Source organism: Cellulomonas sp. ATA003, assembly GCF_031582905.1.
GTDB lineage: Bacteria > Actinomycetota > Actinomycetes > Actinomycetales > Cellulomonadaceae > Pengzhenrongella.
In genome coordinates, this window is sequence record NZ_CP133990.1 from 3,029,188 (window position 1) to 3,042,726 (window position 13,539).

The window sequence follows — 13,539 nt, forward strand, 5'->3', positions numbered from 1 at the left end:
GGCGTGACCCTAGGGGCGCTCCCCCGCCGCGGCATCCCGGCCGAGGCGGTGGTCCTCCACGGGGCGCCAGACGCCGTCGTCGCCGTGCTCGTAGACCCAGATCGCCTCGACGTCGAAGCGGGCCTCGAACCGGGCGAGCTCGGTGAAGGCGCGGTCGAGGGCGTCGTCGGGCACCTCGTGCGCGACGGTCACGTGCGGGTGGTAGTGGAACCGCAGGTCCTGGGCCAGCGGCCCGGACCGCACCGCGCGCTCGAGCCGCTCGCACTGGGCGATGCCCTGCGCGACCTGGACGAACACCACCGGGGACACCGGCCGGAAGGTGCCGGTGCCGCGCAGGTGCAGGGTGAACGGGGCCGTACGTCGGGCGACGTCCGCGAGGTGGGCCGCGACGTCGTCGAGCTTTGCCGGCTCGACGACGGTCGGGCCCACGAGCGTGATGTGGGGCGGGATGGACTGCGCGAGCGGGTCCCCGAACTCCGCCCGGGCCCCCTGCAGCACGGGGCCGAACGGCGGCGGGACGGGGATCGCGACGCCGATCCGCACCTGGTCCCCGGACCGCTCGGGAAGCCTCACCGGCGACCGCCGCGCGGCCGGACCAGGCCGACGCGCTCGTACACCCGCTCGAGCGTGACGCGTGCGATGCCACGGGCCCGCTCCGCGCCCTCGGCGAGGACGTCGTCGAGCGCGTCCGGGTCGGACATGTACTGCGCGAACCGCTCACCGAACGGCCGCAGCGCCTCCACGACGACGTCCGCGACGTCGACCTTGAGGTGGCCGTAGCCCTTCCCGTCGTAGTCGGCCTCCAGCTGGGCCACCGACCGGCCGCTGAGCGCCGAGTGGATGGCCAGCAGGTTCGACACCCCGGGCTTGTCGACCGGGTCGAAGCGCACCTCGGTGCCGGTGTCCGTGACGGCGGACCGGATGCGCTTGGCGATCACCTTCGGGTCGTCGAGCAGCTCGATGATCCCGGCCGGGGACGACGACGACTTGCTCATCTTCGCCGTCGGGTCCTGCAGGTCGTAGATCTTCGCGGTCGCCTTGACGATGTGCGGCTCGGGGACGACGACGGTCCCGGCGCCGAAGCGGGCGTTGAGCCGCTGCGCGAGGTTGCGGGACAGCTCCAGGTGCTGGCGCTGGTCCTCCCCGACCGGCACGACGTGCGTGTCGTACAGCAGGATGTCCGCGGCCATGAGCACGGGGTAGGTGAACAGACCCACCGTGGTGCCCTCGGTGCCCTGCTTGGCCGACTTGTCCTTGAACTGCGTCATCCGCCCGGCCTCGCCGAAACCGGTCTGGCAGCTGAGCACCCACGCGAGCTCGGCGTGCTCGGCCACGTGCGACTGCACGAACAGGATGGACCGCGCGGGGTCGACGCCCGCGGCGAGGTACTGCGCGGCGGTGCGGCGGGTGCGCTCGCGCAGCAACGCCGGGTCCGGGCCCACGGTCAGCGCGTGCAGGTCGACGACGCAGTAGATCGCGTCGTGGTCGTCCTGGAGCGCGACCCACTGGGTCAGCGCACCGAGCAGGTTGCCCAGGTGCAGGGAGTCCGAGGTGGGCTGCATCCCGGAGAAGATCCGGGGCGTGCGGGCAGGGCCGAATCGGTCGCCGGGGAGGACATCGCACCATTCTGGCAGGTCCGGCGAACAGATCCGGCGCGCAGGCCCGGCGCGCAGGTCGGGCGACCGGCCGGGTCAGGTCGCCTCGTCGTCGAACGGCGCGTCGGGCACGACGCCGCCGGCGGCACTCGGACCCCCGGCACCCGCCACGGCACGCGCGCCCGCGACCGCCGCGGCGGAGCGGCTCGCGGCTCCCGGAGCCGCGGCCGACCGCGGGTCCGCGGCACGCCGCGGACCTCCGGCGGACGGGGCGTCGTCGAGCAGCGCCTCCCGCACGATCCGGCGGGGGTCGTAGCGGCGCGGGTCGAGCGCGGCCCAGTCGACGTCGGCGACGTCGTCGCCCAGCTCCTCGGCGACCCGGTCCTTGGCGGTCAGCGCGAACCGGCGGGCGGTCCGCACCCACGTGCCCAGCTGCTCGGCATAGCGGGGCAGCCGCTCGGGTCCGACGACCACGACGGCGACGACGAGCAGCAGGAGGAGCTCTCCGCCGTTGATGCCGAACACGGTCCCAGCCTAGGCGAGCGGCGTCAGTCGCTCGCCGCCTGGTCGAGGACCACCCGGACGTCACGCTCGTCGGAGCCGGTGCGCACCCGCAGGGTGACGGCGTCACCGGGCGCCCGCGCGCGGATGGAGACGATGAGCTCGTCCGGCTCGGTCACCGGTCGACCGTCGATCCCGACGATGACGTCGCCCGGACGGATGCCGGCGAGCTCGGCCGGGCCGCCCTCGCTGACCGGGGCCTGGTCGCCCTGCTGCTGGGTGGCCACCTGCACGCCTTCGCCGGTGTACGTCTGGTCCAGCAGCACGCCGATGATCGGATAGGTCGCGACCCCGCTCTCGATGAGCTCCTCGGCGGTGCGCCGCGCCTGGTTGGACGGGATGGCGAAGCCCAGCCCGATGCTGCCCGACGCGCCCTGCCCGCCCGGCGGCTGGGCGATCGCGGAGTTGATGCCGACGACCTGCCCGGCACCGTTGACCAGCGGTCCGCCCGAGTTGCCGGGGTTGATCGCCGCGTCGGTCTGGATGGCGTTGATGAAGGCCGCGTCACCGGCCCCACCCCCGCACCGGCGACGACCGGCCGGTTGAGGGCGCTGACGATCCCGGTCGTGACCGTCCCCTCGAGCCCCAGCGGGGCGCCGATCGCGACCACCGGGTCACCCACGACGACGTCGTCGGAGTCGGCGAGCAGCAGCGGCTCGAGGCCCTCGCGCTCCACCTTGAGCACCGCGAGGTCGTAGTCGCTCGTGCGCCCGACGATCGTCGCGGGCTCCTCGCTGCCGTCGGAGAACAGCACCTGGATCTGGGCGCCGTCCTGCGCCCCGCCGGCGATGACGTGGTTGTTGGTCAGCAGGTAGCCGTCCTGGCGCAGCACGAAACCGGAGCCGGTGGCCCGGCCCTGCGGCGACGTGACCTCGATGGACACCACGCTCGGGAGCACCGCGCCGGCGATGCCGGCGATGCTCGACGCGGGACGGGACTGGTCCTGCGGCCCCACCTCGACCGGCAGGCCGGCGTCCGCGAGCCGCCCGCCGTCGTCGGCGCGACCCGCGAGCAGCCCACCGAGCGCGCCGGCGACGAGGGACAGCACGAGGATCGGGATCAGCCAGACGACTCCGAGCGTGCGTCGCCGGCGCGGCTCGCGCCGTGCGGTGGAGGCGCCGCCGTCGTCGCCCATCCCCGACATCCCCGACATCCCAGGCGGTCCGGTCGGCGCGGTCGCCCACCCGGGTGCACCGGGCCACGGCGCCGTCTCCGGGCTGTACGGGTCGGGCATCGGGCGGCCGCCCGGCCAGCCCGCGCCCGGGTCCTGCCGGGGGCGGCGCCCGTGGACCCGGGTGGCGTGTACCCGCTCGTCGCCGAGGTCGCCCCGTACGCGTTCGGGGCGGGCGTGCCGGACCGGTGCGCATCCGGGCCGTCCGTCCTCTGGCCGTCGGGCGCGTCGAACGCGGGGGCCGGCGCGTCGTCGCCGGCGGGGCCACCGACACCCTCGGGCGGCGCACCCCAGCCGCGCGGCGGCACCGGGACGGGCTGCGTGGGGGTGGCGTCGTCACGGCCGGACGGCGGGGCGAACGGGTTCGGTCGCGGCCGTGCGCCGGGGTCCTGCGGCTCGTCGGTCATGGCGCGATGGCTCCTGTCACCGTGTCCCAGCCGCGCGTGAGGCGCGCCGGGAGTCCGTCGTCGTATCCCTGGACGGGGAAGTGCTGCACCACGGCCACCGCCTCCTCGGGCGGCGCCTCGGACACGATCGTCACCACCGTGTCGTCGGACTGCCAGACCGCGTGCCACGGGTGCCGCGACAGCACGTACAGCGTCCGTCCGTCGATTGTGACCTCCTCGACCGGTCCCAGCGAGGCGACGTCGAGGCGCCCGTGCTGCTCGGTGAGGACCGCGCGGCCGTACGGCCCGGCGAGGTCGACCTCGAGCACGGGGGCGGCGGCGTCCCCGCCGAGGCGGACCGCGGTGACGTCGTAGCCGGGGGGCAGGGTGTCCGGGCACGACCACCCCTGGGCGCGCATCCATGCCAGGACGGTCTCGTCGGTCGAGCGTCCCGCGTCGGCCGCGGCGGTGCCGGACGACACCCCGGACGTCGTCGCGATGGTCGCCATGAGCTGGCGCTCGGCGACCCCGCGGTGCACGGGCGCCTCCTGCGGCGCGCGACCCAGCGCGGTGAGCGCGGCAGCGGGGTGGGTGGCGGGCACCACGGCCGGCCGGTCCCCGGCGACGAACAGCACCCCGACGAAGACGCCCACCCCGGCGAGGGCGCCGACGAGGGTGCGGCGCGGCGAGCGACGACGCCCGAGGTCACCGCTCAGGGCCCGGGCGGGCAGCGAGTACGCCGACTCCCCGAGGGGGACGACGGGGCGGTGGCGCTCGCGGGAGCGCGGTGTGGTCGGCGGCTGGGCGTCGGCAGCCAGCGCCAGCAGCCGCGCGGTGAGCGCGGGATCGGGTGCGACGTCACGGGTCACGGACAGCACGCGGCGCGCCTGCCGGGCGGCGGCGACCTCGTCGGCGCAGGCGGGGCAGGCCGCGACGTGCGCGAGGGCACGCTCGGTCTCCGCCGGCGACAGCTGGCCGTCGACGAGCGCGCTGACCCAGGTGCCCAGGTGGCTCACGGTCGCACCAGCCCCAGCCGCGCGTCGTCGGCCGGCTGCCCGGGGGCGTCCGGTCCGTCCGCACCGGCGGCCGACGCGGCCGCGAGCAGCGCGTGCGGTGCCCGGTGGGCCAGCGAGCGGCGCAGCTGGGAGCGCGCGCGGTGGATGCGGGACCGGACGGTGCCGAGCTTGATCCCGAGCGTGACCGCGATCTCCTCGTAGGACAGCCCCTCGATATCGCACAGGACGACGGCCGCGCGGTACTCCGGCGACAGGTCGCCGAGCGCGCGCTGGACGTCCAGGTCGAGGTTGGCGTGCTCGAAGCCGCGCTCGGGGGTGTGCAGCTCCCCGGTCGCGACGTGTCGCTCGGAGTCGTCGCCGATCGCGTCGATCCGGATCCGCTGCCTGCGGCGCACGCCGTCGAGGAACAGGTTGGTCGTGATGCGGTGCAGCCAGCCCTCGAACGTGCCGGGCGTGTAGCTCGACAGCGACCGGAACACCCGGACGAAGACCTCCTGGGTGAGGTCCTCCGCGTCGTGCTTGTTCCCCGTGAGGCGGAACGCGAGCCGGTACACGCGGGCCGAGTGGTCCCGGACGATGTCCTCCCACGACGGCGGGATCCAGGGCTCGGCGGGCGACTGCGGGCCGTCCGTCGTGACGGCCGACGGCGCCGCGGACGGCGCGCTGTCGCGCGAGCCGATGACCATGCGTGCTCCCTCCGTGCCGGCGAGCCCCTCGCGCGGCTTCCCAGTGTCCCAGGCGGTCACCGGTCCCTCGACCGTGACAACACCTCCGGTGGCCCCGGCGTTCCCGCACCACCGCTGGACGGCATCCCCGCGCGGGCGGTCGACACCACCGCAGGGGTGCACGGGCGAGAGGCGAGCGCCCCGCGCGCGCACGGCGCAGTAGCATCGGCGCGGGACTGCCGTGCCCCCGCAGGCGCACGGCACCCGCCCGCACACCGGTGCCCGGACGGGCCCACCCACCACCACGAGCTGCCCGGGAGGCCGCCATCTCCACCGACAAGACGCAGAGCTGGGTGTACGCCGAGGAGTTCGTGGCGGAGGACGACGTCCTGCTCCGGGCCCGCGAGCGGGCCGGTCAGCTCGGGTGCACCCCGGTGCACCCCGGCAGCGGAGCGGTGCTCTCCGTGCTGACGGCGACCCTCGGTGCGCGCGCCGTCGTCGAGGTCGGGACCGGCGCCGGCGTCGGCTCCCTGTACCTGCTGCGGGGGATGCCCGTGGACGGCGTGCTGACCACGATCGACGTCGAGGTGGAGCACCAGCGGGCCGCCAAGCAGGCGTTCGCGGAGGCGGGCCTGCGCCCGACGCGCACGCGCGCGATCTCCGGGCGTGCGGCCGACGTGCTGCCCCGCCTGACCGACGGCGCCTACGACATGGTCTTCGTCGACGCGGACAAGGAGGGCTACCCCGGGTACGTCGAGCAGGCGCTGCGGCTGCTGCGCCCGGGCGGGGTCCTCGCGATCGACAACGCGCTGTGGCACGACCGCGTCGCCGACCCCGCGCGCCGGGACGAGACGACGACGGTCATCCGCGAGGTGGGCCGGAGCCTGCGCGAGGACGAGCGCGTGCTGCCCGCGATGCTGCCGACCGGTGACGGCCTGCTGCTGGCCGTCCGTCGCTGAGGCACGACGCCCGCGTGACCGGTCGGTCACGCGGGCGTCGTGCGTCACGCGTCGTGCTGCACGCGTCAGCGCAGGGTCTCGAGGTACTCCAGGAGCAGGCGCGCACCGAAGCCGGTCGCGCCCTCGGTGATCTCGTGGCGGTCCTTCGACGACCGCGCCGGACCGGCGATGTCCAGGTGGGCCCACCGCCGCTCGCCCACGAACTCGCGCAGGAACAGGGCCGCGGTGATCGAGCCGCCGCCCGGGGACTGCGCCGGGACGTGCCGCAGCTCGGCCACCTGCGAGCGCACCGCGGGCCGGTAGTCCTCGACGAGCGGCATGTGCCAGACCCGCTCCCCCGTCGTCGCGCCGGCGGCCTCGAGGGCGGCGAGCAGCGCGGCGTCCGCGGAGTAGAGCGCCGCGTGCCCCTGACCGAGCCCGAGGGTCGCCGCCCCGGTGAGGGTCGCGACGTCGATGAGGACGTCCGGGTCCAGGACGTCGTCGGCGTAGGCGAGGGCGTCGGCGAGCACGAGCCGGCCCTCGGCGTCGGTGTTGGCGACCTCGACCGTCCGCCCGCCGCGCAGGGTCAGGACGTCCCCGGGACGGTAGGACGCCGCGCCGACGTGGTTCTCCGCGAGCGGCAGCACCGCGGTGACGCGGTGCCCCACCCCGGCCTCGGCGGCGGCCAGCACGGTGGCCAGCGCGACCGCGGCACCGGCCATGTCGGTCTTCATCGCGACCATCGGCTCGCGCGGCTTGATGGACAAGCCGCCGGTGTCGAACGTGATGCCCTTGCCGACGACGACGACGTGCCGTCCGGTGCGCCCGTCCGCGGGGGTGTAGGACACGGTGACCAGCCGCGGTCCGCGCGAGGAGCCGGCTCCCACGGCGAGGATGCCGCCGAACCCCTCCGCGGCGAGCGCCTCCGGGTCGAACACCTGGGTGACCAGGCCCGCCTCGGCGGCCAGCTCACCGGCGCGCTCCGCCATCCACGCCGGGTCCTTCGTGCTCGACGGGGTGTTCGCCAGGTCACGCACCCGCCAGGTGGCGCGCGCCGCGACCTGCGCGGACGCGACCGCCGCGGTCGCCCGGTCGGTGTGCCGGCCGAGCAGGACCAGCGCCTCGGCCGGCCCCGGCCCGGGCGTGCCGGTTGCAGCGGTCGGGATGCGGTAGGAGCCGAGCAGGTAGCCCTCGACCAGCGCCCGCGCCCCTCCGGCCCGTGCGGCCCCCTTCGGAGCCGAGTGTCGTGACGACCCGGCCCAGCCCCCGGGTGGCGCGCGCGAGCGCCGCACCGGCACGCCGCAGGTCGGTCGGTGAGCCGCTGCCGACCCCGACGAGCACGAGGCGGTCGGGCAGCGACTCCCACGGGAACGCCGACGCGGTGGCGAGGAGCCGGCGCGGCAGGTGCAGCGTCCAGGCGTCACCGGCCGCGCCGGTGGCGCCGGCCCGCTCGGCGACCTCCGCGAGGTCGACCCCGTACAGAGCCGCCGCGTCAGCGGTCCCCGAACGCGGCTGGAGCTCGGTCTCGCCCTCGACCGGGGGCGCGACCGGGACCGCGAGCGCCGCGACGCCCTCGAGCACGGTCGACGTCAGCGCCCCCCGCTCGACGACGACGGGGGGCAGGGTGCGCAGCGACGCCGGGACGGCACCCGGCGTCTTGGGAGCACGGGCGGCCACGTGAAGTCAGCTGACGACGGAGGTGAGTGCCTCGCCGAGCTCGCGCGCCTCGGTGGCGTTGAGCTCGACCACGAGCCGACCCCCGCCCTCGAGCGGAACCCGCATGACGATGCCGCGGCCCTCCTTGGTGACCTCGAGCGGACCGTCACCGGTGCGCGGCTTCATGGCAGCCATGGGGGCTCTCCTTCGTTTCGTGCCTGGCCCAGCGTCCCGGCGCGCGTGTCGTTCGACTGCTCGCGGGGCTGGGCTGGTCGGAATGTCCGGTGTCCAGTCTAGTGGTTGCACGGACCCTTCCCATGACGGTCCGTGGCGCGGGTCACGGCGGCCACCCGGACGGGGAGTCAACCGCCACAGCTCCCACGTCCACGCGACCTGCAGCGCCGCCCCGAGCGCCAGCACGAGAGCGAGCCACGCGCGGCTCGCGGGACCGCGCCGACGGACCGCGCCGGCCACCACCGCGCCGAGCGGGAAGGCGAGCAGGCCGAAGCGCACGAGGCTCGTGCCGGGCTCGACGACACCGACGAGGTAGGCCCCGTACCCGGCCGTCCACGCCCACAGCTCGGGTCCGAGACGGCGTGCGGGCGGGCTGAGCAGCACCGCCACGGCGACCGCGAGCAGCGCGGCGAGCGCCACCGGTCCCCCGACGTCCCCCCACAGCCAGCGGGCGACGTCGAGCCACGGCAGCACCGGGACGACGTCGGGCCGGGCACGCCAGGCCGCCTGGGTGAGCAGGTAGGCGTCCGGGACCCCGGTGACCGCACCGCAGATCGTCGGCCAGGCCACGCCGGAGGCCCCGGCGGCCGCGAGCAGCCCGACCAGGCCGCGCACGTCCGCACCGCCGAAGCGGTCCTCACCGCGGCGCGCGGCGCGCAGGCGGCACGCGGCGTGCACGAGGACGACGACGACCATGGGCAGCGCGACCGCGCGGGTCAGCCCGAGCGCGAGCACCGTGCCCGCCGCCCACGCGTAGCGGCGCGCCAGGACGAGGACCAGCGTCCCGGCGACCAGCGCGAGCGCGAGGGACTCGGTGTACGCGGCCTGGAGCACCGGGCCCGCCGGGGACCCCGCCACCACGGCCACCGTCGCGAGCGGCAGCCCCGGGCGGGCCGCGACCGCACGCGGTGCACCGCGCCGCACCGCGGTGTGGACGAGGAGCATCGCGACCGCCCCGACGACGAGCGCGAGAGTGGGGCCGGCGACCTCCCACGGCGCCCCGGTGACGGTCATGACCCCCCGCACGAGCAGCGGGAAGAGCGGGAAGAACGCCCACGGGTTCTGCTGCACGGCACCGTCCGGGCCGGTGGGCAGCACGGTCGGGTACCCGTCCACGGCGATCTCGCGGTACCAGGTCGCGTCCCACACCAGGCCCGTGTAGGCGGCGTAGGGCGGCGACGCCGGTCCCCACAGGGTCGCCACCTGGTGCTGGGCGACCGCGACGAGCACGAGCGCGCTCCACGCCCGCGCGAGCGCGTAGACCGCGAGCGTCTGCGCCCACCACGGCCACCGGCGTGGGTCGAGCCGCCGGCGCATGCCGGCCGGTGAGGCCTCGGTCGGCGCCGCGGTGCTCCCGCCGGCGCCCTCCGCAGGGCTCACGCCAGCCCGCGGACGGCCCGGACGGGTGGGGCGTCACCGCGGACGGCGGCCACCATGTCGAGCGTCCGCCGGGTCGCTCGGACGTCGTGCGCACGGAACACCCGCGCCCCGAGCCACGCGGCGACCGCCGTGGCCGCGAGGGTGCCCTCGAGCCGCTCGTCGACCGGCAGGTCGAGGGTCTCCCCGACGAAGTCCTTGCGGGACAGCGCGAGCAGCACGGGGTGACCCAGCCCGACGAGCGCCTCGGTGCGCCGGACCAGGTGCAGGGAGTGCCACGTGTTCTTGCCGAAGTCGTGGGTGGGGTCGACGAGGACGGCCGCCGGGTCCACGCCGAGGCTCACCGCGCGCGCGGCCGCCGCCCGCAGCGTCGCGACGACGTCCGCGACCACCGCGTCGCGCGGGTCCGCGGGGGCGGGGCGCCCGTCGCCCCCGGCGCGGTACGTGACGCGGAACGGGTCCGTGCGCGGGACGGCGCCGCCGGTGTGCGAGCACACCACCCCGACGCCCTCCGCGGCCGCGACCTCCACGAGCCGCGGGTCGTGACCCGACCACGTGTCGTTGAGCAGGTCGGCACCGGCCCGGGCGGCCTCGCGGGCCACGTCCGAGCGCCACGTGTCGACGCTGACCAGCAGCTCCGGGTGGCGGCTGCGCACCTCACCGACGAGCGGGACGACGCGCCGGATCTCCTCCGCGGCGTCGACCGGATCGCCGCGGCCGGCCCGGACGCCGCCGATGTCGACGATGTCCGCACCCTCCTCGGCGGCGCGCGCCACGGCGTCCAGCGCCGCGGCGTCGTCGTCGTGCCGGGCGCCGGGGTAGAACGAGTCCGCGGTGCGGTTGACCACGGCCATGACGACGGGCCGGCCGGGCGGGAAGGTGCGCCCCCGCAGCCGCAGCGCGGCCCCCGGCGCGGGCACGCCGCCCACGCTCACGCGTCCGGGTCGGTGGTCCCGGTGCCGGCCGCCCTGGACGTCGCCTGGGCCTGCGCCTCCTCGCGGGCGGCCTCCTCCTGCGCGGCCCGCAGCTCGGCGCTGCGCTCGACGACGTGGGCGACGGCCTCGCGCGGGTCGTCGACCAGGGTGACGAGGTCGAGGTCGATCTCGCCGATCATGCCGCGACCCAGGACCGCGGTCCTCAGCCAGTCCAGCAGCCCGCTCCAGTAGTCGGTCCCCACGAGCACCAGGGGGAACCCGGTGACCTTGTGGGTCTGCACGAGGGTCAGGGCCTCGAACAGCTCGTCGAACGTGCCGAACCCGCCCGGCAGCACGACGAACCCCTCGGCGTACTTGACGAACATCGTCTTGCGGGCGAAGAAGTAGCGGAAGTTGACCCCGAGGTCGACGTAGGAGTTCATGCCCTGCTCGAACGGGAGCTCGATCCCCAGGCCCACGGACAGCCCGCCGGCCTCGCTCGCGCCCTTGTTGGCGGCCTCCATGATCCCGGGGCCACCACCGGTGATGACGGCGTACCCGGCCTCCACCAGCCCGCGGCCCACCTCGACCGCCAGCGCGTAGTCGGGGTGGTCGGGCCGGGTGCGGGCGGAGCCGAACACGCTGACCGCCGGGCCGACCTCCGCGAGCGCGCCGAAGCCCTCGACGAACTCGCTCTGGATGCGCATGACCCGCCAGGGGTCACCGTGCAGCCAGTCGGTGTCGTGGTCGGGGCCAGCCAGCAGCCGCTGGTCCGTCGTCGTGGTCGGCACCTGGCCGCGGCGCAGCAGCACCGGGCCCTTGCGGTAGCCGCGCCCGGGGGCGGGCACGCCGTCGTCGCTCGTCATGGCGTCGACTCTAGGAGGTCAACCACGCCCGCAGCGCGTCGTGGCACAGGCGGAGCTGGGGCACCGGGCAGCGCTCGTCGTCCTTGTGGGCCAGCACCGGGTCGCCGGGGCCGAAGTTCACCGCGGGGATGCCCAGCTCGGCGAAGCGGGCGACGTCGGTCCAGCCGAGCTTCGGTGCCGGTGCTCCTCCGGTCACCGCGAGGGTCGCCGCGGCGAAGTCCGCGGCGGCGGGGGCGTCCAGTCCGGGGCGCGCGCCGCCGGACGCGTCGGTGACCCGCACGTCGTACCCGGCGAACACCTCGCGCACGTGCCCCTCGGCCTGGGCGAGGGACCGGGACGGCGCGAACCGGAAGTTCACCGTGACCACGCACTCGTCCGGCACGACGTTCCCCGCGACCCCGCCACGGATGCCGACCGCGTTGAGCCCCTCGCGGTACACGAGGCCGTCCACCTCGATCTCGGCCGCGACGTACTCCTCGAGCCGCCGGAGCACCTCGCCCGCGCCGTGGATCGCGTTGACCCCATCCAGGAGCGCGCGGAGTGGGCGGCGACCCCCGGGACGCGCACCTCGGCGCGCAGGGTCCCGTTGCACCCGCCCTCGAGCCCCGCGGCGGTGGGCTCGCCGAGCACCGCGAAGTCGCACGCGAGCCACTCGGGGTGGGTGCGCGCGATCCGGCCCAGGCCGTTGAGGGACGCCTCGACCTCCTCGTGGTCGTAGAACACCCAGGTGACGTCGCGGGTCGGTGCGGTGAGCGACGCGGCGAGCGCCAGCGCGACCGCGACGCCACCCTTCATGTCGACCGTCCCGCGGCCCCACAGCACGGCGTCGTCGCCCGTGCCCTCGAGCCGCGTCGGCAGGTTGCCCGCGAGCGGCACGGTGTCGATGTGCCCGGCGACCACGACCCGCGACGCGCGGCCGGTGTGCGTCCGGGCGACGACCGCGTCGCCGTCGCGCAGCACCTCCAGGTGCGGCAGCCCGCGCAGGGCGGCCTCGATGGCGTCGGCGATCGCGGCCTCGTCACCGCTGACGGACGGGATGTCGCACAGCGCGCGGGTCAGGGTCAGCGGGTCGGCGGTGAGGTCGAGGGCCGGGGCGGTGGTCACCGGGCGACCCTACCCACGCGCCTGCGGGGGCGCGGGGGCACCGGGTGCGGCCCTCTACCCTGGTGCGCATGAGCATGCGCAGCGCCTGGGGGCACGGTCTGGCCACGACTGCCGCTGACGGGTCGACGCTCGACGTCTGGTACCCCGCGCCCGCGCTGGGAGACGCGCCGGCCGACGCCGCCGTCCCCGCGGATCTCGCCGCGCTCGAGGGCACCGACGCGGTGCGCGGGGTCCGCACCGCGGTGGTGCGCACCGTCGTCGACCTCGACGCGCCGCCCGCGGACGCCGCGGACGCCTACCTGCGCCTGCACCTGCTGTCCCACCGGCTCGTCGCGCCGCACGGCGCGAACCTCGACGGCGTGTTCGGCGTGCTCGCGAACGTGGTCTGGACCGACCGCGGCCCGTGCGCGGTCGACGGCTTCGAGGCCACCCGGCTGCGGATGCGCGCGGCGACCGGCACGCCGGTGACCGTGCACGGCGTCGACAAGTTCCCGCGGATGGTCGACTACGTGCTGCCCACCGGCGTCCGGATCGCCGACGCCGACCGGGTGCGCCTGGGGGCGCACCTCGCCGCCGGCACCACCGTGATGCACGAGGGCTTCGTCAACTACAACGCGGGCACCCTGGGCGCCTCGATGGTCGAGGGCCGGATCTCCGCGGGCGTCGTGGTCGGGGACGGCAGCGACGTCGGCGGCGGCGCCTCCATCATGGGCACGCTGTCCGGCGGGGGCCGGGAGGTCGTCTCGGTGGGCCGACGGTCGCTGCTCGGCGCGAACGCGGGCCTGGGCATCCCGCTCGGCGACGACTGCGTCGTCGAGGCCGGCCTGTACCTGACGGCGGGGACCAAGGTGACGGTGGTCGCCGGGCCCGACGCCGGACGCGTGGTCAAGGCGCGCGAGCTCGCGGGCCGCGACGGGCTGCTGTTCCGTCGCAACTCCCTCACCGGCGGCGTCGAGGCCGTGGTGCGCACCGGCGCGGGCGTCGAGCTCAACGCCGCACTGCACGCCAACTGAGCGCCGCGCCGTGACGCGACGACGTCGTCCCTGGGTGGTGCCG

Annotated in this window: 13 protein-coding genes and 2 pseudogenes; 2 read left to right on the forward strand and 13 right to left on the reverse strand. The window is 76.1% G+C overall.

What is annotated here, in order from left to right; genetic code table 11:
• Positions 1-9: 9 nt before the first annotated feature.
• From REH70_RS15120 to sigE, 7 genes and pseudogenes are all read right to left on the reverse strand, one after another.
• Positions 10-573, reverse strand: a complete 564-nt coding sequence (locus REH70_RS15120; protein ID WP_310748525.1) for a 2'-5' RNA ligase family protein — start codon at positions 571-573, stop codon at positions 10-12.
• Positions 570-1,634 (reverse strand): tryptophan--tRNA ligase, encoded by a 1,065-nt coding sequence (gene trpS / locus REH70_RS15125; protein ID WP_310754337.1) that lies wholly within the window; start codon positions 1,632-1,634, stop codon positions 570-572. Before trpS ends, REH70_RS15120 begins: the two co-directional genes overlap by 4 nt.
• A 57-nt stretch (positions 1,635-1,691) precedes the next feature.
• Positions 1,692-2,120, reverse strand: a complete 429-nt coding sequence (locus REH70_RS15130) for a twin-arginine translocase TatA/TatE family subunit (protein ID WP_310748527.1) — start codon at positions 2,118-2,120, stop codon at positions 1,692-1,694.
• Positions 2,121-2,143: 23 nt separating this feature from the next.
• Positions 2,144-2,650 carry a PDZ domain-containing protein gene (locus REH70_RS15135; RefSeq protein WP_310754338.1) on the reverse strand — a complete coding sequence of 169 codons (507 nt, stop codon included), beginning with the start codon at positions 2,648-2,650 and terminating at the stop codon, positions 2,144-2,146.
• Positions 2,651-2,754: 104 nt separating this feature from the next.
• Positions 2,755-3,390, reverse strand: a pseudogene (locus REH70_RS20790) (trypsin-like peptidase domain-containing protein); the annotation flags it as partial.
• Positions 3,391-3,730: 340 nt separating this feature from the next.
• Positions 3,731-4,729: a zf-HC2 domain-containing protein gene (locus REH70_RS15140; RefSeq protein ID WP_310748529.1), complete on the reverse strand. Its 999-nt coding sequence runs from the start codon at positions 4,727-4,729 to the stop codon at positions 3,731-3,733.
• Complete coding sequence (sigE, locus tag REH70_RS15145; protein WP_396134761.1) at positions 4,726-5,415, reverse strand: RNA polymerase sigma factor SigE; 690 nt, start codon at positions 5,413-5,415, stop codon at positions 4,726-4,728. Before sigE ends, REH70_RS15140 begins: the two co-directional genes overlap by 4 nt.
• Positions 5,416-5,720: 305 nt before the next feature.
• Here sigE and REH70_RS15150 point away from each other — a divergent pair, with 305 nt between their 5' ends.
• Positions 5,721-6,353, forward strand: coding sequence for an O-methyltransferase (locus REH70_RS15150; protein ID WP_310754340.1), 633 nt, complete (start codon positions 5,721-5,723; stop codon positions 6,351-6,353).
• 65 nt (positions 6,354-6,418) lie between these two features.
• Here the strand turns inward: REH70_RS15150 and REH70_RS15155 are convergent, their stop codons facing one another.
• The 6 genes and pseudogenes from REH70_RS15155 to dapE all read right to left on the reverse strand — a co-directional run bounded on the left by REH70_RS15155 (position 6,419) and on the right by dapE (position 12,483).
• The gene (locus REH70_RS15155; RefSeq protein ID WP_310748533.1) at positions 6,419-7,369 is read right to left on the reverse strand and encodes a M17 family metallopeptidase; all 951 of its coding nucleotides are present in this window, start codon (positions 7,367-7,369) and stop codon (positions 6,419-6,421) included.
• A complete protein-coding gene (locus REH70_RS15160; RefSeq protein ID WP_310748535.1) occupies positions 7,362-8,009 on the reverse strand; it encodes a hypothetical protein in 648 nt (215 codons plus the stop codon). The genes REH70_RS15155 and REH70_RS15160 overlap by 8 nt, the downstream gene beginning before the upstream one ends.
• Before the next feature lie 6 nt (positions 8,010-8,015).
• Positions 8,016-9,602, reverse strand: coding sequence for a DUF3117 domain-containing protein (locus REH70_RS15165; RefSeq protein ID WP_310748537.1), 1,587 nt, complete (start codon positions 9,600-9,602; stop codon positions 8,016-8,018).
• Positions 9,599-10,528 (reverse strand): dihydropteroate synthase, encoded by a 930-nt coding sequence (gene folP, locus REH70_RS15170; RefSeq protein ID WP_310754342.1) that lies wholly within the window; start codon positions 10,526-10,528, stop codon positions 9,599-9,601. Before folP ends, REH70_RS15165 begins: the two co-directional genes overlap by 4 nt.
• 2 nt (positions 10,529-10,530) lie before the next feature.
• Complete coding sequence (locus REH70_RS15175) at positions 10,531-11,379, reverse strand: TIGR00730 family Rossman fold protein (RefSeq protein ID WP_310748539.1); 849 nt, start codon at positions 11,377-11,379, stop codon at positions 10,531-10,533.
• 10 nt (positions 11,380-11,389) lie between these two features.
• Positions 11,390-12,483, reverse strand: a pseudogene (gene dapE, locus REH70_RS15180) (succinyl-diaminopimelate desuccinylase).
• Positions 12,484-12,551: 68 nt separating this feature from the next.
• On the opposite strand from dapE, the gene dapD reads away from it, so the two are divergent.
• On the forward strand, positions 12,552-13,496 hold the full coding sequence (gene dapD / locus REH70_RS15185) for a 2,3,4,5-tetrahydropyridine-2,6-dicarboxylate N-succinyltransferase (protein WP_310748541.1): 945 nt from the start codon (positions 12,552-12,554) through the stop codon (positions 13,494-13,496).
• Positions 13,497-13,539 lie beyond the last annotated feature (43 nt).

Coding starts and splice junctions, on each gene's coding strand:
- sigE (WP_396134761.1), bottom strand. CDS start 5,415: ATGGTCATCGGCTCGCGCGACAGCGCGCCGTCCGCGGCGCCGTCGGCC.
- REH70_RS15175 (WP_310748539.1), bottom strand. CDS start 11,379: ATGACGAGCGACGACGGCGTGCCCGCCCCCGGGCGCGGCTACCGCAAG.
- dapD (WP_310748541.1), top strand. CDS start 12,552: ATGAGCATGCGCAGCGCCTGGGGGCACGGTCTGGCCACGACTGCCGCT.